Origin of the sequence: Janthinobacterium sp., from assembly GCF_031995485.1 — a bacterium.
In the GTDB taxonomy this organism is placed as follows: domain Bacteria; phylum Pseudomonadota; class Gammaproteobacteria; order Burkholderiales; family Burkholderiaceae_D; genus Janthinobacterium.
Genome location: NZ_DAMAGB010000023.1, coordinates 11,029 through 31,850, shown reverse-complemented (window position 1 = coordinate 31,850; position 20,822 = coordinate 11,029). Strand labels below are relative to the sequence as shown.

Here is a 20,822-nt window from a genome sequence, read left to right as displayed (position 1 = left end):
CTCTATGAATCCGAAATTGCTGTTCTGGGTGCCCGCCGCGCTGCGCATGGGACTGTCGCTGGTGGGCGTGGCCGTGGTGTGGTACCTGTTTGGCGCCACCTATGCGCTGGGCATCGCCTTTGTGCTGATGGCGATGATGGTGTTCGTGCAGCTGTCGTACCTGTTCCAGCTCAGTAACTGGCTGGACAACCCGGAAAGCGCCAAATTGCCCGACGGTTGGGGCGCCTGGACCAGCATCTTCGCGCGCCTGTACCGCATGCGCCGCGACGATGAAAAGAACCAGGCCGAGCTGACCGAATGGCTGGCGCGTTTCCGCCAGGCCATGCACCTGCTGCCTGACGGCGTGGTCATCATGGACGATGTGCTGTTCCTCGAATGGTGCAATCCGGCAGCAGAAAAGCACCTGGGCCTCACGCACGAGCGCGACAAGGGCATGCGCGTGACCAACCTGATCCGAAGCCCCGAGTTCATGGATTACATCATCCTGGGCCGCTACGACCAGCCGCTGACGATCACCTTCCGCAACCGCAAGCTGATCGTGCAGATCATTCCATTTGAAAACCGCCGCCAGATCCTGGTCACGCACGATGTGACGGAAACGGAACGGCTGGAACGCATGCGGCGCGATTTTATCGCCAATGCCTCGCACGAGCTGCGCACGCCGCTGACCGTGATCGTGGGCTTCCTGGAAATCGCCACCGAGCTGGACCTGGACGCCACCACGCGCGCCGCCCATATCAAGCTGATGACGGAGCAGGGCCACCGCATGCAGCACCTGATCGAGGACATGCTGACCCTGTCGCGCCTGGAATCGGTCGACTATCCGCTGCGCCCCGAGCCGGTCGATGTGAAAAAACTGATGCAGCAGGTGGCGCGCGACGCCAAAGCTTTGTCGGGCGGCAAGCACGACATCACGCTGGAATTCGACGGCCCCGACGTGCTGGGCAGCTATGACGAGCTCTACAGCGCCTTCGGCAACCTGGCTTCGAACGCCGTGCGCTACACGCCGGCCGGCGGCAAGATCACCTTGCGCTGGCACGATGGCGCGGCCGGCCCGCAATTTACGGTGCAGGACACGGGCATCGGCATCAGCCCGGAACATATCTCGCGCCTGACCGAACGCTTCTACCGCGTCGACAAGAGCCGCTCGCGCGAAACCCAGGGCACCGGCCTGGGCCTGGCCATCGTCAAGCACGTCCTGCTGCGCCACGGCGGCACCCTGGCGATCCAGTCCGAAGCGGACAAGGGCAGCAGTTTTATCGTCAGCATGCCCAAATCCGTGGTCAGCCCGCTGCAGGGCGAGCTGGCGGTCAAGTAAGCATGCGGCGACGGTGGCGTCGGATTACGCCCGAAGGGCTAATCCGACCTACGCAGCGCTGACAATGGAACGTAGGTCGGATTAGCGCGCAGCGCGTAATCCGACAACATCGTTGGCCCAGGCAACAACGCAGGCCGGATTAGCGCGCAGCGCGTAATCCGACAAGCACCGTGCACCCGGCAAAAGTCGTTACAATCGGTCATGACTTTACCAACCGCCTCCTTCCGCCACGCCAGCGCGCAGCAACTCGCCCAGTCGCTGGTGGCGGCGCGCCGCCATACGCTGGCGCTGCTCGACCGCTATGCGGACGCCGGCTACGACGTGGCCGCACGCCTGCCGCAAGAACCCCATCTGACCCCGCCGCTGTGGCAACTGGGCCATATCGCCTGGTTTGCCGAGTGGTATATCCTGCGCGAAGCGCCTTCCAGCCATCCGGCTGACGCTCTGTACAACTGCCTGCTGACGCGCGGCGACGACCTGTTCGACGCCAACATGGTGGCGCACCGCGCGCGCTGGACGCTCGACATGCCGAACGCGGGCGCCGTCAGGATGTACGCGCATGAGGTGTTCGACCGCGTGCTCGACAAACTGTCGCGCACCGCCAGCATCGACAGCGCGCTGTATCCGTACCGGCTGGCGCTGGCGCATGAGGATATGGCTGGCGAAGCCATGCTGGCGGGACTGCAATCGCTGGGCCTGCCGGCGCCCGACAGCTTGCCGGCCGGCCAGCGCTCGTTGGCCAGCGCGGGCGAAATCCGTTTTCCCGGCGGCAGCGTGCAGCTGGGGTCGAAGCCCGATGACGGCTTTGCCTTTGACAATGAATCCGCACCGCACGCCGTGTATGTACCCCCATTTTCCATCGACAGCGCACCCGTGACCAATGCCCAGTTCGGTGACTTCGTGGCGGACGGCGGTTACCAGAACCGCCAGTTCTGGAGCACGGCCGGCAGCGCCTGGCTGATGCGCCAGGAGCGCTCGTCGCCGCTGTACTGGCAGCGCGATGGCCTGCTGTGGCGCACGGAACGTTTCGGCGTGCCGGCCACGCTGGCGCCGCAGGAAGCGGTGCGCCACCTCAACCTGTACGAGGCGCAGGCCTACTGCGCCTGGATCGGGCGCCGTTTGCCGACCGAGGCCGAATGGGAGTATGCTGCGCTGTCCGGCCATCCCCTGTTCCGCTGGGGCCAGGTGTGGGAATGGACGGCAACGCCGTTCGAACCGTACCCGGGCTTTGTGCCCGGCGCCTGGCGCGAATATTCGGCGCCCCATTTCATGCATGACCAGGTGCTGCGCGGCGCCTCGTTTGCCACGCCGCTGCGCCTCGTTTCGCCACGCATGCGCGCCTTCCAGCCGCCGGAACGCGGCGAGGGCTTCGTTGGCCTGCGCACCTGCGCCTGGTAGAGACCAGGGCACCATCACTTCAGGATTTCTTTTGAGTATAGATAACACCCCGCAATTTGCGCCCAAGCGCATCACGCCCACGGCCGAACAGATTGCCATCCAGACGGCACAGAAAAAAGTCGTGCTGATCGACGCCAATGCCGGCGCCGCGAAAACCACCACGCTGGCGCTGCGGCTGGCCGAAGCGCTGCACCGTGGCCGTCCGCCCGAGCGCATGCTGGCGCTGGTGTTTACGGAAGCGGCCCGAGTCGCGCTGCGCCAGCGCCTGCTCGAGGTGGGCGTGCCGCTGGGCGTGGTCAAGCGCCTGACCATCGATACCTTTGACGCGTTTGCCGCCCATGTGCTGCGGCAGATGGAAGGCATGCAGGTGGCGTCGATACGCAGCAATGAGGAACTGCGCCCGATGGCGTGGGAAGCGCTGGAGGTGGTATCGGAAAAGTACGCGCACCGCTATCCGCTGGAAATCAACACCACCAATGCGGCGATCGCCGAGTTTCTCAAGCTGCAATTGCGCACCAAGGCCAGGCTCGATTTCCATGGTCCCGACTTCGAGACCAACTCGCTGGAAGACAATCTGGAGCTGCTGGGCATGTCGCGCACGCATTACTTATGGCTGCGCGAATACGAAGGCTTGCGCGGCGCCGATACGGGCGATATCCAGTTTCGCGCGCCATTCGACGCAACCTACGACCTGGTGCGCATGCTGTCTGACGATGAGCCGTTGCGCAATCAGTTGCCGCAGTACCAGATCATCGTCGCCGATGAACTGCACGACCTGAACGAAGCGTCGTTCCGCCTGCTGACCATGCTGATCCGCCGTGGCAACGCGTTTTTCTGCGGCGCCGGCGACAAGGACCAGGTGATCTATACCTGGTCGGGCGCCGATCACCGCTTCCTGCGCCAGCGCTTCGAGCAGGAGTTTCCGGCATTGCAGCGCCTGCCGCTGACGGCGTCCTACCGCTATGGCCCGCAGCTGGCGCAGGCCGTGGGCGTGCTGAAGAACAAGCCCAGCGTGTCGGCCCTGACGCGCGGCACGCCGGTCGAGCTGCTGCACTACGACCATACCCAGCCGCAGGCCTGCAGCGCACAGCTGATCGCCGCGCTCGAGCATGCGCACGCGGGCACCACCGCCATCCTGCTGCGCGACCGCGACCAGGCGATCCGCGTGGAAACGGCACTGTTCCAGAACGGCATCGCCTACGGCCTGGTCGACATGCACAGCTATCTGCTGGCGCAGGAAGTGCTGATGCTGCGCGGCATGGTGGCGATTGCGCGCAAGGACTTGCATGCGATTCAGAGCGGTCCGCGCCGTGGCGAGATCCTCGAAGCGCTGGTGGCGTTTGCCGAAATTCCGTTTACGCGCAGCGAACTGCAGCAGGCCAAGGCGGACGTGGCCAACTATCCCGATTTGCTGGAAGGTTTTCTGACCAACCAGCTGGGCAAGTCCGTCAACCAGGACAAGGCGGGCTTGACCCTTGCTGCCGTCGCGTATCTGCGTGCATTGCCACCGGACGCGCCGGCCGGCGCCGCCCTGCAGCATGTATTCGAGATGTTGCAGCTGGAACAGACGGCGCGCCGCATCTATGTCGATCCGGCCCAGGCGCGCGTGGTGGCGCGTGCGCTGCACGGCTTTATCGCCGTGTGCACGGAAGCGGGGGTGGCGCTGGGCGGCTTTGCCGGCTGGCTCGGTGAAATGGAAGAGGCCGTCACAGTATCGACCGGCAAGGCCAAGCTGGTGATCGCCTGCATCGACCAGATCAAGGGCCTCGAATACAACCATGTGATCCTGCCGTACCTGGCGCTCGACGAATTCCCGCGCAGCAAGAGCGATCCGCTGGAAGAGGAAAACCGCTTCTATGTGGCCGCCACCCGCGCGCGCGACCGGCTGACCATATTGACGCCAGAAAATCCCGCTTTCCGGAGCCGCTATATTGCCGCCCTGCAGCTACCGAAGGCCAGGGAAAAGTCATCCATTGTTGCGCCGGCTGCATAAATCATTTGCCGCGCCGCCGCTGTTTGCTCGGCGGCAAACGGGGCATACTCGTTGGGTGAAGCAGCTATTTAACCAACAAGGAGTGACCCCATGAAAGTATTTCTGACAGGCGCGGCAGGATTTATCGGCAGTTCCATCGCGGCAGGCCTGGTGCGTGCCGGCCATGAGGTGACCGGCCTGGTGCGCAAGCCGGAGCAGGTGGCCGAGCTGGCCGGCATCGGCGTGCAGGGCGTGGTCGGCAGCCTCGACGACCGGGACCTGATCATCGAACAGGCCAGGGCGGCGGACGCCGTCATCAATGCGGCCAGCAGCGACCATCGCGGCGCGGTGGAAGCGATCCTGGCAGCGCTGGCGGGCAGCAACAAGCCATATCTGCATACCAGCGGCTCGTCCATCGTCGGCGACGCGTCGGGCGGCGAGGGCAGCGAGCAGGTCTATTACGAGGACAAGCTGCCAGCGCCCACCGCCGACAAGGCGGCCCGCGTCGCCATCGACGACCTGATCCTGGCCAGCGCCGCCAACGGCGTGCGCGCCAGCGTGCTGTGCAATACCCTGATCTATGGCCACGGCGCCTTGCCGCGCGACAGCGTGCAGTTGCCGCGCCTGCTCAAGCAGGCGCGCAAGAGCGGCATCGTGCGCCATGTGGGTCCGGGCCGCAATATCTGGTCGAACGTGCATATCGACGACGTGGTGGCGCTGTACCTGCTGGCGCTGGAAAAGTCGCCGGCCGGCACCTTTTACTTTGTCGAATCGGGCGAAGCGGCTTTCCGCGACATGACAGCGGCGATTGCCGAGGCACTGGGCTTCGGTCCGGCGCAGGACTGGCCGCTGCCGGAAGCGATTGCCGAATGGGGCTACGAAATGGCTTCGTATGGCCTCGGTTCCAACAGCCGCGTGCGCGGCCAGCGGGCCCGTGCATTGGGCTGGCAGCCCAAGGGTCCATCCGTGCTCGATTGGATCAAACACGACATGTTGGCGCCGCAGCATTGATACAGCGCAGAAATCGTGCAACTGTGTGCGCTAGCGAACGGTGCAATGGGGCCGGCAGAGGTATGATGGCTCCGCTTGGTTGAGACGCACTGCCGTGAAGTTGGCGGCATGTTCGAGCTTCCAGCAGGTCAGCCGGTCGCCTCAAGGATCGGCACCAGTTTCTTGTGGGTGGCGTTGTCGAAGATTGTCCTGTCTCCGGCGCCACGCGCAGCACCCTTTCTCCGGCGTTAGCGTGACAGCAAACCCCTTGAGGGCCGGCCTTGCCGGCTCTTTTTTTCGTTTCATCGCAGTTTTCCCGCCATTCACCGATTCGTATCCGCCATTCGCCGATCCGGCATTTCCCTTTTGCGCCGCAGCGCGTATCTTTACGGTCAACCAACACAAGGGGGTCTCGTGAAACATGAACAAGCTTACTGGCGCCGCACGCAGCTGTTATGGGGTGTGCTGCTGATCGTGGTCGGCGCCGTCATCCTGCTCGACCGGCTCGATATCATCTACCTGCGCGACTACTGGCAGCTATGGCATTATTGGCCCGTGATCATGGTGCTGTTCGGCCTGAACAAGCTGGTGGCGCCGGTTTCCGCCAAGCAGGTGCTGAGCGGCCTGTGGCTGATCTTTTTTGCCGCCTGGTGGTATGTCTCGTATGAAGAACTGTGGAACCTCAACTTCTACAACAGCTGGCCCGCCTTGCTGATCGCCTGGGGCGTGGGACTGGTGCTGGAACCGCTGCTGAACAAACATTTTGTGGCTTACCGGGAGTCCGAGCATGAACAATAAACCACCGCTGCACTCGCCATCGCAGATCATCCTGGGCGTGCTGGTGATCGGCCTGGGGCTGGTGTTCCTGCTCGACAATCTCGGTTTCATCAGCGTGCGCTATACGTTCCGCTTCTGGCCGACCATATTGATCATATTCGGCCTGCTGAAAATCTCGCAGAGCCGCACCCGTTCCGGCTATGTGCTGGGCGGTATCCTGGTCCTGCTGGGCGTGACGTGGACCTTCCGCGCGATGGGCCTGTTCCATGTCAGCTGGAACCTGCTGTGGCCGCTGGTCATTATCGGCGTCGGCATCGCCGTGGTGACCAGGTCCTTGCCGGGTGCACGGCAGCGCCAGCATCGCCGGCGCTTTGCGGCACGCGAAGACAACACTGCCCGGCCTGACTCTTTCGGCCAGGCCCGCAACGGCGCCGTATCGCTGGACAAGCCGGCACCCGGGGCCAGCGGGCAGGCGGACGACGACAGCATTATCGAAGTGTCGGCCATCCTGGGCGGCTTCGTGCGGCGCGTCTCGTCGCAGCGTTTCCGTGGCGGCGACATCAATGTGATCATGGCCGGCTGCGAGATCGACCTGCGCCAGGCATCGATCGAGGGCGAAGCCGTGCTCAATGTATTTGCCCTGTGCGGCGGCATCACCATCAAGGTGCCGCCCGACTGGAGCGTGATCCTGCAGGGCACGCCGATCCTGGGCGGTTTCGAAGAAAAGACCATCGTGCCGCCGCACCAGAACAAGCGCCTGTATGTGATCGGCTACGCCATCATGGGCGGGCTGGAAGTGCGCAACTAGCCCATGGCGGCGCCCCTGTCGAAGCGGCATGGCGCGATAGTCGCCATGTTGCTGTGCATTACGCTGGGCCTGGCCTTGTCCTTCGTGCTGGCCAGGGTGGCCGATGTGCGATGGAGCAACGCCGTGCTGCTGGTGGCGCCGGCCACCCTGGTGTATGCGATCGGCACGGGATTTTCCGCTTTTTATCTGTGCCGCGCCTATCCCCTGAGCGAGCGCCATCCGGCCGCCATTCTGGTCGTGATGGGCGTGGCGGCGCTGTGTGCGGGCCTGCTGTGGGCCACGCTGCTGCAGTTCCTTAACAGCGTCAGCCTGCTGCTGGAACTGCCCTGGATCGGCATGGCCTTGCGGCCGTCCCTGCTGCTGCTGTTTTTCGGCCTGGGCGCCTTGCTGTATTGCCTGGCCGTTGCCGTGCATTATCTGCTGCTCGAATTCGTGCGCGCCAGGATGGCCGAGCAGCGCGGTCTGGAGGCCCAGCTGATGGCGCAGGAAGCGCAGCTGCGCATGCTGCGCACGCAGATCGATCCGCATTTCCTGTTCAACAGCCTCAATTCCATCAGCGCGCTGACGTCGATCAACCCTGCCAGCGCGCGCACCATGACGGTCGAGCTGGCCAGCTTCTTTCGCCAGAGCCTGAGCATGGAGGCGCACAAGAAGATCAGCTTGCAGCAGGAGCTGGTGCTGATCCGCCATTTCCTGGCGATCGAGCAGGTGCGCTTCGGCGAGCGCTTGCGGGTAGAGGAAGCCATCGACGAGGCGGCGCTCGATTGCCTGCTGCCGCCGATGCTGATCCAGCCGCTGGTGGAAAACGCCGTCAAGCACGGCATTGGCGGCCTGATGGAAGGCGGCGTGATCGCGCTAGCCGCGCGGCGCCTGGGCAGCCTGCTGCAGATACAGGTCGGCAATCCCGTCGATGCGCAGCAGACGCCCGCGCGCGGCAATGGCGTCGGCCTCGACAATGTCCGCCAGCGCCTGCTTGGCGCCTACGGCCACGAGGCCAGCGTGCACTGGCTGCGCCAGGAGGGCGGGTTTGAAGTGACCATCACCATGCCGGCGCAGGCCGGCTCAAGCGGGGAATAGCGATGCAGGCAACGATGCGGGTGGCGATAGTCGACGATGAAATGCTGGCGCGGGCGCTGCTGCGCGAGTGCCTGGCGCGCCACGACGATGTCGAGATCGTGGCCGAGTGCGCCAACGGTTTCGAGGCCGTCAAGGCGATTGCGGAACTGGAACCGGAGCTGGTGTTTCTCGACATACAGATGCCCCGGCTCGACGGTTTCGAAGTGGCCGAGCTGATCGGCGCGAAAACCCGCTTGATCTTTGTTACCGCCTATGACCAGTATGCGCTCAAGGCCTTCGAATGCCACGCGTTGGACTACCTGTTGAAACCGTACAGCGAGCAGCGTTTCGACCAGGCGCTGGCGCATGCGCGGGCGCACCGCGTGCCTGCGGCCGCCATCGAGACGGTGCTGCGCGAGGCGGCCGCGCGCGCGCTGCCACTGGCGCGCGTGCTGATACGCGACGGCGCCAGGGTGCAGGTGATCCCCGTGGACAGCATCGACTACATCGAAGCGCAGGACGACTATGTCAGCATCCGCTCGAACGGCAAGGCGTGGCTGAAAAGCCAGCGCCTGGGCGAACTGGAAACCCAGCTCGATGCGCACAAATTCCTGCGTGTGCACCGCTCCTACCTGCTCAATATCGACTGCCTCAGCCGCATCGAGCCGGCCACCCGGGACAGCCATGTGGCCATCCTCAACGATGGCACGCGCATTCCCGTCAGCAAGTCCGGCTACCAGAAACTCAGGCTGCTGGAACGCTAGCGCGCGGCGCGATCTGCACGTCCCACCAGGCGGGCAACAGCTGCCGCACTTCCGGCCGCGCAAAGCGGTCGTCGATCAGGTACACCACGCCCTTGTCCGTCTGCGTGCGGATCACGCGGCCGGCCGCCTGCACCACCTTCTGCATGCCCGGATACAGATAGGTGTAATCGTAGCCGGCGCCGAAGATGTCGCCCATGCGCTGGCGGATTTGCTCGTTGACGGGGTTGATCTGCGGCAGGCCCAGGGTGGCGATAAAGGCGCCGATCAGGCGCGCGCCGGGCAAGTCGATGCCTTCGCCGAATGCGCCGCCCAGCACGGCAAAGCCGATGCCGCGCGTCTCCAGCCCGAAGCGCGCCAGGAACTGCGTGCGCGCCGCGTCGTCCATGCGGCGCGGCTGCTGCCAGATCGGCACGTCCGGAAAATGCTGGGCAAACAGCGTGGCCGTCTTTTCCATATAGTCGAAGCTGCTGAAAAACGCCAGGTAGTTGCCCGGCGCTTCCGCATATTGCCTGGCCATCAGCTGGGCAATCGGCAGCAGGGAGGCGGCGCGGTGCTGGTAGCGCGTGGAAATACTGTCGGCCACGCGCACGGCCAGCTGCTCTGCCAGGAATGGTGATTCGACATCGACCCAGGCCGTATTGGCCGGCATGCCCAGCGTATCGCTGTAGTAATTCCACGGGCTCAGGGTGGCGGAAAACAGCGCCGTGCTGCGGCTGGCCTCGAAGCGCGCCTTCAAGAATGGCGCCGGCACGATATTGCGGATGCAGACGGTGGAACCGGTCGCCGTCTTGCTGACATCGAACAGCGAATGGTCGCCGAAGCTTTCCGCCAGCCGGTTGATCAGCAGCACGTCGAAATAGAAGCGCTGCAGGTCTTCGTCGAGCGAGGCGGGATGCTCGGCCATGTGGTCGCCGATGGCGGTGGCCACGCCCTGCAGCGCGCCGAAGAACTTCTCGGGCAGGGCAGGGTGGACCAGGTAGTCCTCGCCTTGCTCCTTGAGCAGCGCATTCCACTGGCGATTGACGCGGTCAAGCGGCTTTTTCAACGGCTCGGGCGCGAACTTGCGCAGCGTTTTCAGCTGGATATGTTCGAGCTCGGCCGAATACATGCTGCGCACGCGCGACACCATGTTGTGCGCTTCGTCGACCAGCACATTGACCTTCCAGTCAAACGCCAGCGTCATGCCGTACAGCATGGCGCTGAGGTCGAAATAATAGTTGTAGTCGCCGATCACGACATCGCTCCAGCGCGCCAGTTCCATGCCCAGATAGTAGGGACACACGCCCTGCTGCAGGGCGATCGCGCGCACGGCTTCCTTGTCGAGGATCAGGCCGCTGGCCAGCGCCACTTCGCGCGCCAGCGGCAGCCGGTCGTAGAAACCGCGCGCCAGCGGACACGATTCGCCGTGGCAGGCTTTGTCCGGATGCTCGCAGGCGCTGGTCTTGGCGCTCAGTTCCAGCACCCGCAGCGGCAGCAAGGGCGCGCTGTTTTTCAGGATGGCGCAGGCGTCGAGCGCCATCTGCCGGCCCGGCACCTTGGCGGCCAAAAAGAACAGCTTGTCGAGGCCATGCGCGGCGGTGGCTTTGAGCATCGGAAACAGGCTGCCCACCGTCTTGCCGATGCCGGTCGGCGCCTGCGCCAGCAGGCCGCAGGAGCGGCTGCTGGCCTTGTACATGGCTTCGGCCAGCTGGCGCTGGCCCGGCCGGAAGTCGGCGTGTGGAAACGTCATCGCCGCCAGCTGCGCGTCGCGGCTGGCGCGGTGCGCCAGTTCCTGTTCGGCCCAGTCGATGAACAGCGTGCAGTGCTGTTCAAAAAAGGTGCGCAGCGCTTCGGCCGTGCACTCTTCGTGCATGACGGTTTCCTTCTGGCTGGCGATATCGAAATACACGAGCGCCACGCGCAGCATGGGCAGGTTCAGCTGCTGGCACAGCAGGTGGCCGTAGATGCGCCCCTGCGCCCAGTGCAGCTGGCGGTGGTTGCCCGGCATGGCGGACAGGTCGCCGCGGTAGGTCTTGATTTCCTCGAGCTGGCGCCGCGCCGGATCGTAGCCGTCGGCGCGCCCGCGCACGTGCAGCGGACCGAAGTCGCCGCACAAGCTGATTTCGCGCTGGTAATCGTCATCGCGCCGCCCTGTCACGGTGGCGTGGCCGGCAATGCCTTCCTGCGCCGTGGGCGAGGGCGTGAAGCGCAGGTCGAGGTCGCCCACCTTGGCGGTGAATTCGCACAGGGCGCGCACGGCAATCGTGTATTGGCGCGGGCTATCGCTGATGTCCGTCATGCGGCCTCCGCCTGCGACCATTGCAGGTAGCACACGGTGACCGGCATCGCGTGCTGCGCGCAATACGCGATCCAGCGCTGCTGGTTGTCCTGCAGGCGGTCGCCAGGCCCCTTGACTTCGATCATGCGATAACGCTGTTCGGCCGGCCAGAACTGGATCAGGTCGGGAAAGCCCGTGCGGTTGCTTTTAATATCGAGCAAGATGCGTTCAAACGCTTTTTTCAGGTGCGCGGCCGGAATGCAGGCAAGCGCCAGTTCCAGCAAGTCGCCATCGATTACTTGCCAGCTGACAAACGGCGAGACGATGCCGGCCTTGGCGGCGTAGGTGGCGCGCATGGTGGCCCGGTAGGCGCCATTGTCGAGCTGCGCGAGGCAGGCTGTGAAATCATCGAGGCGGCGCGCATGGAAGTCGGCGCTGTGCAGGTCGGCCGGGCCGCGGTGGAACGGGTGGAAGAATGCGCCGGGAATGGCCTTGAAGATGGCGTGCCAGCACAGCAGGCCGAACAGCGAGTTGATCAGCGTGTTTTCCACATAATAGACGGGGGCATCGTCCTGCATCAGGTGCTGCTGCACCACGCCTTCCACATGGCAGAGTTCCTGCGGAAACGGCAGCAGCAGATCGATGCGCTCGACCGGCGCGGCTGGCGCGGCGGGCTGTTTCGCGTGACCTAGCTTGCGCCGCAGGCGGGGCGCCATGCGCAGCAGCAACTGGCGCTCGGCCTCGCTTTCGGGTGCCTGCAAAGCAATTTCCAGGCGCTCGTAGGCCGCCAGCGGCTGCTCGTCCTTTTCCAGCACGCGGATGGCGCGCCCGCGCGCACCGGGATAGCGGCAATCGGCGTAGGCGCGGTAGGCCCCCGGCCAGTCCTGCGATTTTTCCAGATGCTGGGCGATCTGGAACTGCAGCTTGTCGCGCCGGCTGGCCAGCCAGGCGTTGTCGGTGCCGGCCGCCAGGGTGGACAGCTGCTGCAGCACTTCGTCAGGCGATGCGGGCGCCGCCTCGTCGTTGAAGCGCTCGCGGCACTGGTGCAGCACCTCGTAGTGCTCGATATCCTGTCGCGTGCGAAAACCGCGCGAGGCCAGCGAAAACTCGACTTTTTCGTATTGATACACGCCCAGGTCGGACAGCACGAATTCCGACCAGTCCTGGTGGAAATTGCCAAAGTAAATCAGGCGCAGCCGGTCGCACAGGGGCTGGTTGCAGATGGTGTACAGCACATCGTTCGCGGCCGGATACCAGGCGGAAAACGGCTGCTCGCCAGGATGCTGTTCGCGCAGCGCTGCCAGCTGGTCTGCCTTGCGCGCCGCTTTCAACGGGCCGCTCAGGCCAAACACCTGTTGTAGCTCGGGTTTCAGCAGCAGCTCGAACACGGTGTCGATATCGATGGCCGGGTCCGCCACCACCCAGCCGGTTGCCAGCAGGGGCAGGGCGGCCGCGCGCGTGTCGCCGATCTCGGCGTAGTTGAGTTTGCTGGCGCGAAACAGGCAGCCCTTGCGCATCACGAAGCGCACGAACAGCGCGCGCGACGCTTGCGGCAGCTGCGCGAATTGATCGATGAACTGCATTTCATCAAAGCTCAGCAGATCGGCATAGCGCTCGGCAATCCAGCCCAGCACGCCCTGGAAATTGTCCAGATAGTACAAAGGATTTTCCAGCACTCTCAGCATGGTGGTAGTTGTTTCAAAGCAGGATGATGTTACTCGGACATGATTTTACTGTGTTTATATACAGTTTAAACCTTCGTTCGCCGCTTGCACAGCGATTTTGTGCTCATTACCTGCCTTATCCTTGCATGCTGTCGCCGTTGGACAACCGTCTACGGTCATGACCGGGCAGCTGCACCATAGGGAAAATCCGGTTTATCAAAAGGAATCAGTTCTTGCTTCAGCGTTTTCAGTTCCAGATCGGTCAGCAAGCCGCGATGCGTCTCCGTCCTGCCTTTGGGCAAGGCCACCTCGTAGTCGCCGATGTCGCGCGCCAATAGCGTTTGCAGCACTTCCTGCTGGCGCGGCGTCAGATAGCGCGCGTGCGTGACCAGCATTTTTTCCAGCTGTTCGCGGAATTGTTCGTCGCTGACGTCGTTATACGTATCCTGGTCCGCCATGATGTCGAGCAGCATGCTGAAGATAAAGTCCTGCAGGTTTTTCGCCACATACCGGGCTTCCTCCTGGTCATGCCACAGCAGCACGATCGGTATCTCGCCATCGGCTGCGCCAGTCTGGAAAAAGCAGTAGTGGTCGCCCGCGCCCGTCTGCGCAAACGGAATGAAGGTGAAGGCCGGGTCGATCTGGCGGTAATCGTCGGGCTCTGCCTGCTCGGCCAGTGCTTGCGCCACGGCATCGACACCGAGCAGCTCGAAATCGTCGGCGAACAGCAGCAGGGTTGGCCGGTCTTTCAGGGTGGGCAGGACCGTGTTGTACCAGTCTGGGCCATATTCACCCACATTGAGCATGCCGTCCTGTTCCAGCTGCCGGTACAGGGAAGGATAGGAAAAATCGTGCTGGTGTTCGATTTCTGGCAAGGTCATGGTGGTCCTGTTGGTAAAGTTATAAACAAACAAGTGTTACGCAATTAATAAACGATTCTGTTTACTTATTTGCGTTCGGCCCGTATTCTTGCTTTATAAACATAATCAAGAAAACATGTCGCATGAAAAATATCATCCTGATCACCGCCGCCTGCATGCTGGCCCTGCTGTCCACCATCGGCGCGTCCCTGCCGTATCCGATCCTGCCGCCGCTGTTCGCCGCCGAGGCGCCGAACGCTTTCAATAATTTCATGGGCCTGCCGTCGAAACTGCTGTTCGGCTTGGCGCTGACCATCAACCCGCTGGGCCTGCTGATCGGTTCGGCCTTGCTGGGGCCGCTGTCGGACCGCTATGGCCGCCGGCCCCTGCTGATGCGCACGGCTGTCGGCGCCGCCATCGGCCATGCCATCACGGCCTGGGCGCTGGTGATCCAGTCGTATCCGCTGTTTATCGTGGCCCGCTTTATTACCGGCCTGCTCGAAGGCAACGGCGCCGTCGCGCGCGCCATGCTGGCCGACCAGTTGCAGGGTCCGCTACGCCTGCGCGCCATGTCATGGCTGAATGGCGCGTTTTACCTGGGCTGGCTGGTCGGTCCGATCCTGGCCGGCGCCACCCTGGCCTGGGGCGTGACGGTGCCGTTCTGGATCGCCGCCGGCGCGCTGATGCTCGTCGCCTTGCTGGTGGCCACGGGCCTGCCGCGCGAAGCGCCGTCGCTGCTGACGAGCTCGTGGTGGCAGGTGGCGCGCGACCGGCATTCGCTGAACCTGCTGCGCCATGAAGAGCTGCGCACCCTGTTCATCGTGCAGCTGGCATTGACCTGCGGCGTGGCCAGCTTTTATGAATTCTATCCGCTGTGGCTGGTCGAGACGGCGCACTACAATGCGCAGGCGATCGCCTGGGTCAACGTGGGCCTGTGCGGCAGCATGACGATCACCTCGCTGCTGGCGGGCGGCCCCAGCCGCCATGCGCCGCTGCTGCGTGCCGGCTGGTATGGCTGCGGCATCGCGCTGGCGATCGGCGTGCTGGCGATGGGCAATATATGGGTCGGCATTGCCGCCATCGTGCTGTTCGGCATCCCGAATGCGCTGTACAACACGGTAATCCAGGGCTGGTGCGCCGAGCGCTTCAGCGCGCACGGGCAGGGCGCAGTGATGGGCCTGCTGTCGACCACCTTCTGCATCGCCAATATCGTGGTCGCGCTGGTCGGCTCGCTGCTGATCCTGATCGACACCCGCCTGATCCTGGTGGTGGGCGCGCTGTGCGCCGCCTGGTCCGCCTGGCGCATGCACGGCTGGCGCCGGCACTTGCATGCGGCCGATGCGGCGGCCTTGACGGCGGCGGCATGAGCACCGTCCCGGCCACCTCGGAGCAGACGCTGTTCCTGCTGAAAATGCGCGGACCGCAGACGGCGCAGCAACTGGCGGCCTTGCTGGGGATCACCTCGATGGGCGCGCGGCGCCAGCTGGAGACGGCTTACGGCAGGGGCCTGGTGGCGTTCGACGATGTGGCCGACAAGGTGGGCAGGCCTTCGCGGCGCTGGTCGCTGACGGACGCAGGCCATGCGCGCTTTCCCGACCGCCATGCCGGGCTGACCCTGGAACTGATCGCGCAGGTGCAGCTGCTGTTTGGCGACGAGGGACTCGACAAACTGATCGCCGCGCGCGAGGCCGGCAGCGAGGCGGCCTACCGGTCCTGCGTCGACGGCAGTGCGGCGCTGGCGCAGCGCGTGGCCAGCCTGGCCGAGGCGCGCGATGGCGAGGGTTATATGGCCGGCGCCGAGCCGCAGCCGGACGGCAGCGTGCTGCTGGTGGAAAACCATTGCCCGATCTGCGCGGCGGCGACGTCATGCAGGAAATTCTGCCGGTCGGAACTGGCGATCTTCCAGCGCGTGCTGGGCGAGGATTGCACGGTGGAGCGCAGCGAGTATCTGCTGGAAGGGGGGAGAAGGTGCGTGTACCGCATAACCCCGTTAAAGGCGGCGTAGGCCGGATTGGCGGGGCCGCCGAGGCGCGTGCGCGTAATCCGACAACACCACGGTCAATGGTCAACGATGTTGTCGGATTACCCGGCTTCGCCGCTAATCCGGCCTACGCTTATTTTTTCGGTGCCTTGGCGGCCTTTGGCGTCACCTTGTCCACCGCTTCCTGCACGCCCGCTGTCGCCTTGTCCGACGCTTGCGCCACCTGGGCCGAGGCTTTGGCGATCTGCTCTTCCACGGTTTTCACGGCCTGTTGCGTGGCCTTGGTCACCTGCTCGTAGCCGAGGAAGGCGTTGTCGATGGCGGCCTTGACGATGGCCACCGCGTTCTCCGAGCCCGGTGGCACGTTCTTGGTGACGTCGTAGATCAGGGCGCTCAGATTGCTCTTTGCTTCGGCCACATGGGCTTCGGCGGCCGAGGTGAATTCGGTATGGATATCCTTGATGATTTCATCGAGCTGCTGCTTGTAGGCCTTGGCGCCGGCCACGCCCGGCTGCACCTGGGCGGCAGCGGCGGCGAGCGCCGCTTTTGGATCCCTGGCCTGGCTGATTTCCTTGCCGGCGGCGATGCCTTCTTCCATGCCGGCCCTGGCGGTGGCCATGTTCAGGGCCAGCACCTGCTCCACGCCCTGCACCGCCTTGGAGGTGAGGGTATTGAAGGTCATCAGCTGGAATTCGAACAGGGCCTTGGTGGCCGATGCGAATTGTTCAGGATTGGTAAACATGTGGTCTCCTCGGTTTGAATAGATACGTTTTATCTTCCAATACTCTTCGACACTGCGTTGCTTTCGCTTGCTGTCAAGCCGGTTGCCCCGTGTTGTTATGTCCCCATTATTTAACAAGCGCCGGTTTTTCGCAACGGCTATCTTTGTACGGACCCGAGGCCAGCTCCCAGCCAAATCCCAGCGTCGATTGTGCGCACGATAGGGTGCCATCGACCTTGCTGCGCCATTTGTACCAGGGCGCGGGAGCGGCCAGGGCGGCCGTGCAGGCGGCCAGCAGGGCGATTGCGATCAGGTGCTTCATGCTGTTTATTCTCCAACAGAATTGCCGGCCTGCGGCGCGATAACCGGCAGGTGCAGCGTAAAGGTAGTGCCGGCCTCGCTGCTGGCCACCTCGATATGGCCGCCCAATACGCCGGTGACGATATTGTGCGCCACATGCAGGCCCAGGCCCGATCCGCCCGAGCCGAGCCGGGTGGTGAAGAACGGATCGTAGATGCGCGCGAGGTCGCCGGCGGCGATGCCGCCGCCATTGTCGGCCAAGGCGATGGTGATCAGGTTGCCGTCATCGCTGGCGCGCGCCGTGATGCTGATGACGCCGTTGCTGCGGCCCTCGAAGGCGTGCCGCACGCAGTTCTCGAACAGGTTGCTGAGCACCTGGCCCAGCGGACCGGGATAGCTGTCCATCGCCAGCTCGGGCGGCACGTCCTGCCGCAGCACATGGCCGGCGCCCTTGAGCGTGGCCGACAGCGGCAGCATCAGTTCGGCAATGAACTGGCGCAGCAAAAAATGGCGGCGCTGCGAGCTGGCGCGGTCGACGGCGATCTGCTTGAAGCTCGACACCAGGTCGGCCGCGCGCTGCAGGTTGCGCAGCACGATGGCGTCAGCTTCGCCGGCCTGGGCCAGGTAGGTTTCCAGTTCCGAGCGGCGCAAACCGTCCTGCAAACCGGCCTGCAGCGCCTGCGTGCGCTCGGCCATGGTGGTGGCAACCACCAGGCCGTTGCCGATCGGCGTATTGAGTTCATGCGCGATGCCGGCCACCAGCGCGCCCAGGGCAGCCAGCTTGTCGCGCCGCACCAGTTCATCCTGCGTGATCGACAGGTGGGCCAGCGCGGCGGCCAGCTCGCGGTTGGCCTGTTCGGACTGTTCCTTGGCCAGCGTCAGCGCGGCGGTGCGCTCGGCCACCAGCTCTTCGAGGTGCATGCGGTGGCGCTGCAGCTCGTCTTCATGGCGGGTGCGGGAAATGGCGATGCCGGCCAGGTCGGTCGCCACGTCGATCAGCACCAGTTCCTGCGGCACGGGGCTGCGCACTTCGCGGTAATACATGGCGAACGAGCCGAGGATGGCGCCATCCTGGCCGAAGATCGGCTGCGACCAGCAGGCGCGCAGGCCGAACGGTGCGACCAGGTGGCGGTAGGGCGTCCATAGCGGATCGTGCTCGATATCGGTGACGACCACGCACTCGCGGCGGTACATGGCGGTGCCGCAGGAGCCGACGGCCGGGCCGATCGGCACGCCGTCGAGCAGCGCCATATAGGCCGGCGGCAGGCTGGGACCCGATGCGCTGCGCATGTGCTGGCCATCTTCATCGAGCAGCATGATGGAGCAGTACACGCCGCGCGACTGCGCTTCGATCATCATCAGCAGCTGGTCCAGCGTGCCCTGCAATGGCGCGCCTTTGGCGATCATTTCCAGCAGCGTGTTCTGGCCGGCGCGCAAGGCTTCGGCCAGGTTGCGTTCGGTCAGGTCGATGATGCGCGCATGCACCAGCTGGCGCCCCGGCACGGACAGGCGCATCAGGCGGATTTCGCAGGCGATGGCGTGGCCGTCGCGATGGCAGCAGTGGGCGCGGAAGAGCACGATCCGGCCTTGCAGGGTGTCGTGCATTTTTTGCTGCAGCAGGCGCGACGACGTGTCGCCATCGGGCTGGCGCGCAGGAAAGACGCGCTCGATGCCGCCCTGCAGCAGGATGGCCAGCGGCATGCCGAACAGTGTTTCGGCCAGGTGATTGGCGTCGATCAGCAGGGCGTTGTCGAGATCGAACAGCAGCACCGCGTCGGGCGAGCCGGCCAGGATCGAGTGGTAGTTCACCTCCAGCGTTTGCGGATGCACGGGGGTGGTCGCAGCCACAGCGTCGGTGCTGTGCGCCTTGTGCAGCGCCAGTTCCATCAGGATTTTTTCGGCCACATCGCGCGCATCGAACGGCATCCTGATGTAGTCGCTGGCGCCGGCTCCCACGCTGCGGCCCTGTTCTTCGGCGCTAGGCGAGGAGGACATCAGCAGCAGCGGCACGCCGTGGCGCCCGCCCGCATTGCGCAAGCGGGTGCAGGTGTCGCCGATATTGCCGCCAGCGAGCGCGGCGTCGAGCAGGATCAGATCGGCGCCGCCGGCCGCCAGCGCCACGCCGGCATCGATATCGGCGGCCAGCCCGGTGCCCAGGTTATGGCGGTCCAGCACATAAAGCAGTTCGCTGACCTCGCTGGCAGCGCTGCTGACCAGCAAGATCCTGGCCCGGCCGGCGGTGGAAGAAATCAACTGATTCATGGTGTCGCAATCATGACGCCTGTATGTAGGGTCAGTATTACATCAAGCCAAACAGGTGTAAACGATAAATGGCTTTACTGCGGGCAATAGTTTCCTGGCATTCAGGCCGCTTTTGCCGGCTGCGCCGCCAGCACTGCCTGCGTGCGCGCCTGTTCGATGCGCGGATAATTATCCTCGATCCAGTCGACCAGCACGGCCAGCCGCTCGGCGGCCTCGCGCCCCAGCGGCGTCAAGCTGTATTCCACCTTGGGCGGTATCACCAGATAGGCCTGGCGCAGCACGAAACCGTCACCGCACAGCGCGTCCAGCGTCTGCGCCAGCATTTTTTCGCTGACGCCGCCCACTTCGCGCCGCAGTTCGCTGAAACGCCGCGTGCCGGTCAGCAGCAGGACCAGCACCAGCACGGCCCAGCGGCTGGTGAGATGGCTGAGCACGACGCGCGACGGACAGGCGGCCGCCAGCAGCCGGGTGCTCTGGTTCTGTTCGGCAAGGGCGGCGCGCAGGCTGGCGCCGGGGGGGTGATTCGACATGGTGGGTGATCCCGAAGAAATTCAGTACTTACCAAAAGGTACGTACTTACATTTGGTAAGTGATGGCGCTATTATAGATTTTTCTTCCCCAACACCAAAGGACTAATCATGATTGTCATCACCGGCGCCACAGGCAAGCTGGGCCAGCACGTTATTGCCGCGCTGCTGAAAACCGTTCCCGCCAACCAGATCGTCGCCGCCGTGCGCGATCCGGCCAAGGCGGCAGGCCTGGCCGCGCAGGGCGTGCAGGTGCGCCAGGCCGACTACAACGACGGCGCCAGCCTGGACGCGGCTTTCCAGGGTGCCAGCAAGATCCTCCTGATTTCGTCGAGCGAAGTGGGGCAGCGCGCCACCCAGCATCAGAATGTGATCGATGCGGCCAAGCGCGCCGGCGTCGCGCTGCTGGCCTACACCAGCGTGCTGCGTGCCGATAACACGCCGCTGGGCCTGGCGGCCGAACACGTGATCACCGAAGCGGCCATCCGCGCCTCGGGCCTGCCGTTCAGTTTCCTGCGCAACGGCTGGTACCTGGAAAACCATACCGAACACCTGGCGCCGGTGCTCGAGCATGGCGTGGTGCTCGGCGCGGCGCAGGATGGCCGCTTCTCGTCGGCCGCGCGCCGCGATTACGCCGAGGCCGCCGCTGCCGTGCTGACTGCCGCTGCGCCGCAGGCGATTTATGAACTGGCCGGCGACGACAGCTTTACCCTCAGCGAGTACGCGGCCGAAGTGGCGTGCCAGTCGGGCAAGCAGATTGTTTACAAGGATCTGCCGCAGGCGGACTTCAAGGCCGCGCTGGTCGGTGTGGGTGTGCCGGAAGGTTTCGCCGAACTGCTGGCCGACTCCGATGCAGGCGTGGCCAAGGGCGGTCTGGAAGACCATGGCAAGCAGCTGAGCGCGCTGATTGGCCGTCCGACCACCAGCCTGGCCAATGCCGTCAAGGCGGCGCTGGCCTAGCAAGGTGGAGCAGGGTGCCGCGGCTGCGGCATCCTTGCGGCACAAAATCGTCTGACAAAACCGTCCGGCCATGAAAAAAGCCGCAGACTCATGAAAGTCTGCGGCTTTTTTGCGAATTAGGTAATGGTGCCCACGAAGGGACTCGAACCCCTACACCCGAAGGCACATGGACCTGAACCATGCGCGTCTACCAATTCCGCCACGTGG

General features: G+C 64.3%; 18 protein-coding genes. 11 read left to right on the top strand and 7 right to left on the bottom strand.

Annotated features, from left to right (window positions below):
• Positions 1-4 precede the first annotated feature (4 nt).
• The 8 genes from phoR (at position 5) to RTQ46_RS14320 (ending at position 9,083) form a co-directional block, all read left to right on the top strand.
• Entirely contained in the window at positions 5-1,318 is a 1,314-nt protein-coding gene (phoR, locus tag RTQ46_RS14355; RefSeq protein ID WP_312437540.1) for a phosphate regulon sensor histidine kinase PhoR, read from the top strand.
• A 201-nt stretch (positions 1,319-1,519) separates the two neighbouring features.
• A complete protein-coding gene (senA, locus tag RTQ46_RS14350) occupies positions 1,520-2,716 on the top strand; it encodes a selenoneine synthase SenA (RefSeq protein WP_312437538.1) in 1,197 nt (398 codons plus the stop codon).
• A 31-nt stretch (positions 2,717-2,747) separates the two neighbouring features.
• A complete protein-coding gene (locus RTQ46_RS14345) occupies positions 2,748-4,709 on the top strand; it encodes an ATP-dependent helicase (protein ID WP_312437536.1) in 1,962 nt (653 codons plus the stop codon).
• Positions 4,710-4,799: 90 nt separating this feature from the next.
• Positions 4,800-5,699: an NAD-dependent epimerase/dehydratase family protein gene (locus tag RTQ46_RS14340; RefSeq protein WP_312437535.1), complete on the top strand. Its 900-nt coding sequence runs from the start codon at positions 4,800-4,802 to the stop codon at positions 5,697-5,699.
• 393 nt (positions 5,700-6,092) lie between these two features.
• Positions 6,093-6,476, top strand: coding sequence for a LiaF transmembrane domain-containing protein (locus RTQ46_RS14335; protein WP_312437534.1), 384 nt, complete (start codon positions 6,093-6,095; stop codon positions 6,474-6,476).
• Positions 6,466-7,263, top strand: coding sequence for a LiaI-LiaF-like domain-containing protein (locus RTQ46_RS14330; RefSeq protein WP_312437533.1), 798 nt, complete (start codon positions 6,466-6,468; stop codon positions 7,261-7,263). The genes RTQ46_RS14335 and RTQ46_RS14330 overlap by 11 nt, the downstream gene beginning before the upstream one ends.
• A gap of 3 nt (positions 7,264-7,266) precedes the next feature.
• Complete coding sequence (locus RTQ46_RS14325; protein WP_312437532.1) at positions 7,267-8,340, top strand: histidine kinase; 1,074 nt, start codon at positions 7,267-7,269, stop codon at positions 8,338-8,340.
• A 14-nt stretch (positions 8,341-8,354) separates the two neighbouring features.
• A complete protein-coding gene (locus tag RTQ46_RS14320; protein ID WP_312437602.1) occupies positions 8,355-9,083 on the top strand; it encodes a response regulator in 729 nt (242 codons plus the stop codon).
• Here RTQ46_RS14320 and RTQ46_RS14315 read toward each other — a convergent pair.
• The 3 genes from RTQ46_RS14315 to RTQ46_RS14305 all read right to left on the bottom strand — a co-directional run bounded on the left by RTQ46_RS14315 (position 9,064) and on the right by RTQ46_RS14305 (position 13,885).
• Positions 9,064-11,361, bottom strand: a complete 2,298-nt coding sequence (locus tag RTQ46_RS14315) for an ATP-dependent DNA helicase (protein ID WP_312437530.1) — start codon at positions 11,359-11,361, stop codon at positions 9,064-9,066. The two genes, RTQ46_RS14320 and RTQ46_RS14315, sit on opposite strands and share 20 nt — an antisense overlap.
• On the bottom strand, positions 11,358-13,025 hold the full coding sequence (locus tag RTQ46_RS14310; RefSeq protein ID WP_312437528.1) for a VRR-NUC domain-containing protein: 1,668 nt from the start codon (positions 13,023-13,025) through the stop codon (positions 11,358-11,360). The genes RTQ46_RS14315 and RTQ46_RS14310 overlap by 4 nt, the downstream gene beginning before the upstream one ends.
• 155 nt (positions 13,026-13,180) lie before the next feature.
• Positions 13,181-13,885, bottom strand: a complete 705-nt coding sequence (locus RTQ46_RS14305) for an SMI1/KNR4 family protein (RefSeq protein ID WP_312437527.1) — start codon at positions 13,883-13,885, stop codon at positions 13,181-13,183.
• Between the two features lie 122 nt (positions 13,886-14,007).
• Here RTQ46_RS14305 and RTQ46_RS14300 point away from each other — a divergent pair, with 122 nt between their 5' ends.
• Entirely contained in the window at positions 14,008-15,231 is a 1,224-nt protein-coding gene (locus RTQ46_RS14300) for an MFS transporter (RefSeq protein WP_312437525.1), read from the top strand.
• Positions 15,228-15,869: a metalloregulator ArsR/SmtB family transcription factor gene (locus tag RTQ46_RS14295; protein WP_312437523.1), complete on the top strand. Its 642-nt coding sequence runs from the start codon at positions 15,228-15,230 to the stop codon at positions 15,867-15,869. The genes RTQ46_RS14300 and RTQ46_RS14295 overlap by 4 nt, the downstream gene beginning before the upstream one ends.
• Before the next feature lie 109 nt (positions 15,870-15,978).
• Here the strand turns inward: RTQ46_RS14295 and phaP are convergent, their stop codons facing one another.
• From phaP to RTQ46_RS14275, 4 genes are all read right to left on the bottom strand, one after another.
• Positions 15,979-16,587: a TIGR01841 family phasin gene (gene phaP, locus RTQ46_RS14290; protein WP_312437522.1), complete on the bottom strand. Its 609-nt coding sequence runs from the start codon at positions 16,585-16,587 to the stop codon at positions 15,979-15,981.
• 106 nt (positions 16,588-16,693) lie between these two features.
• The gene (locus RTQ46_RS14285) at positions 16,694-16,888 is read right to left on the bottom strand and encodes a hypothetical protein (protein WP_312437520.1); all 195 of its coding nucleotides are present in this window, start codon (positions 16,886-16,888) and stop codon (positions 16,694-16,696) included.
• A gap of 5 nt (positions 16,889-16,893) precedes the next feature.
• Positions 16,894-19,128 (bottom strand): ATP-binding protein, encoded by a 2,235-nt coding sequence (locus RTQ46_RS14280; protein ID WP_312437518.1) that lies wholly within the window; start codon positions 19,126-19,128, stop codon positions 16,894-16,896.
• A 101-nt stretch (positions 19,129-19,229) separates the two neighbouring features.
• A complete protein-coding gene (locus RTQ46_RS14275; protein ID WP_312437516.1) occupies positions 19,230-19,658 on the bottom strand; it encodes a helix-turn-helix domain-containing protein in 429 nt (142 codons plus the stop codon).
• Positions 19,659-19,766: 108 nt separating this feature from the next.
• On the opposite strand from RTQ46_RS14275, the gene RTQ46_RS14270 reads away from it, so the two are divergent.
• Positions 19,767-20,615: an SDR family oxidoreductase gene (locus tag RTQ46_RS14270; protein WP_312437514.1), complete on the top strand. Its 849-nt coding sequence runs from the start codon at positions 19,767-19,769 to the stop codon at positions 20,613-20,615.
• The last annotated feature ends 207 nt before the right edge of the window (positions 20,616-20,822 follow it).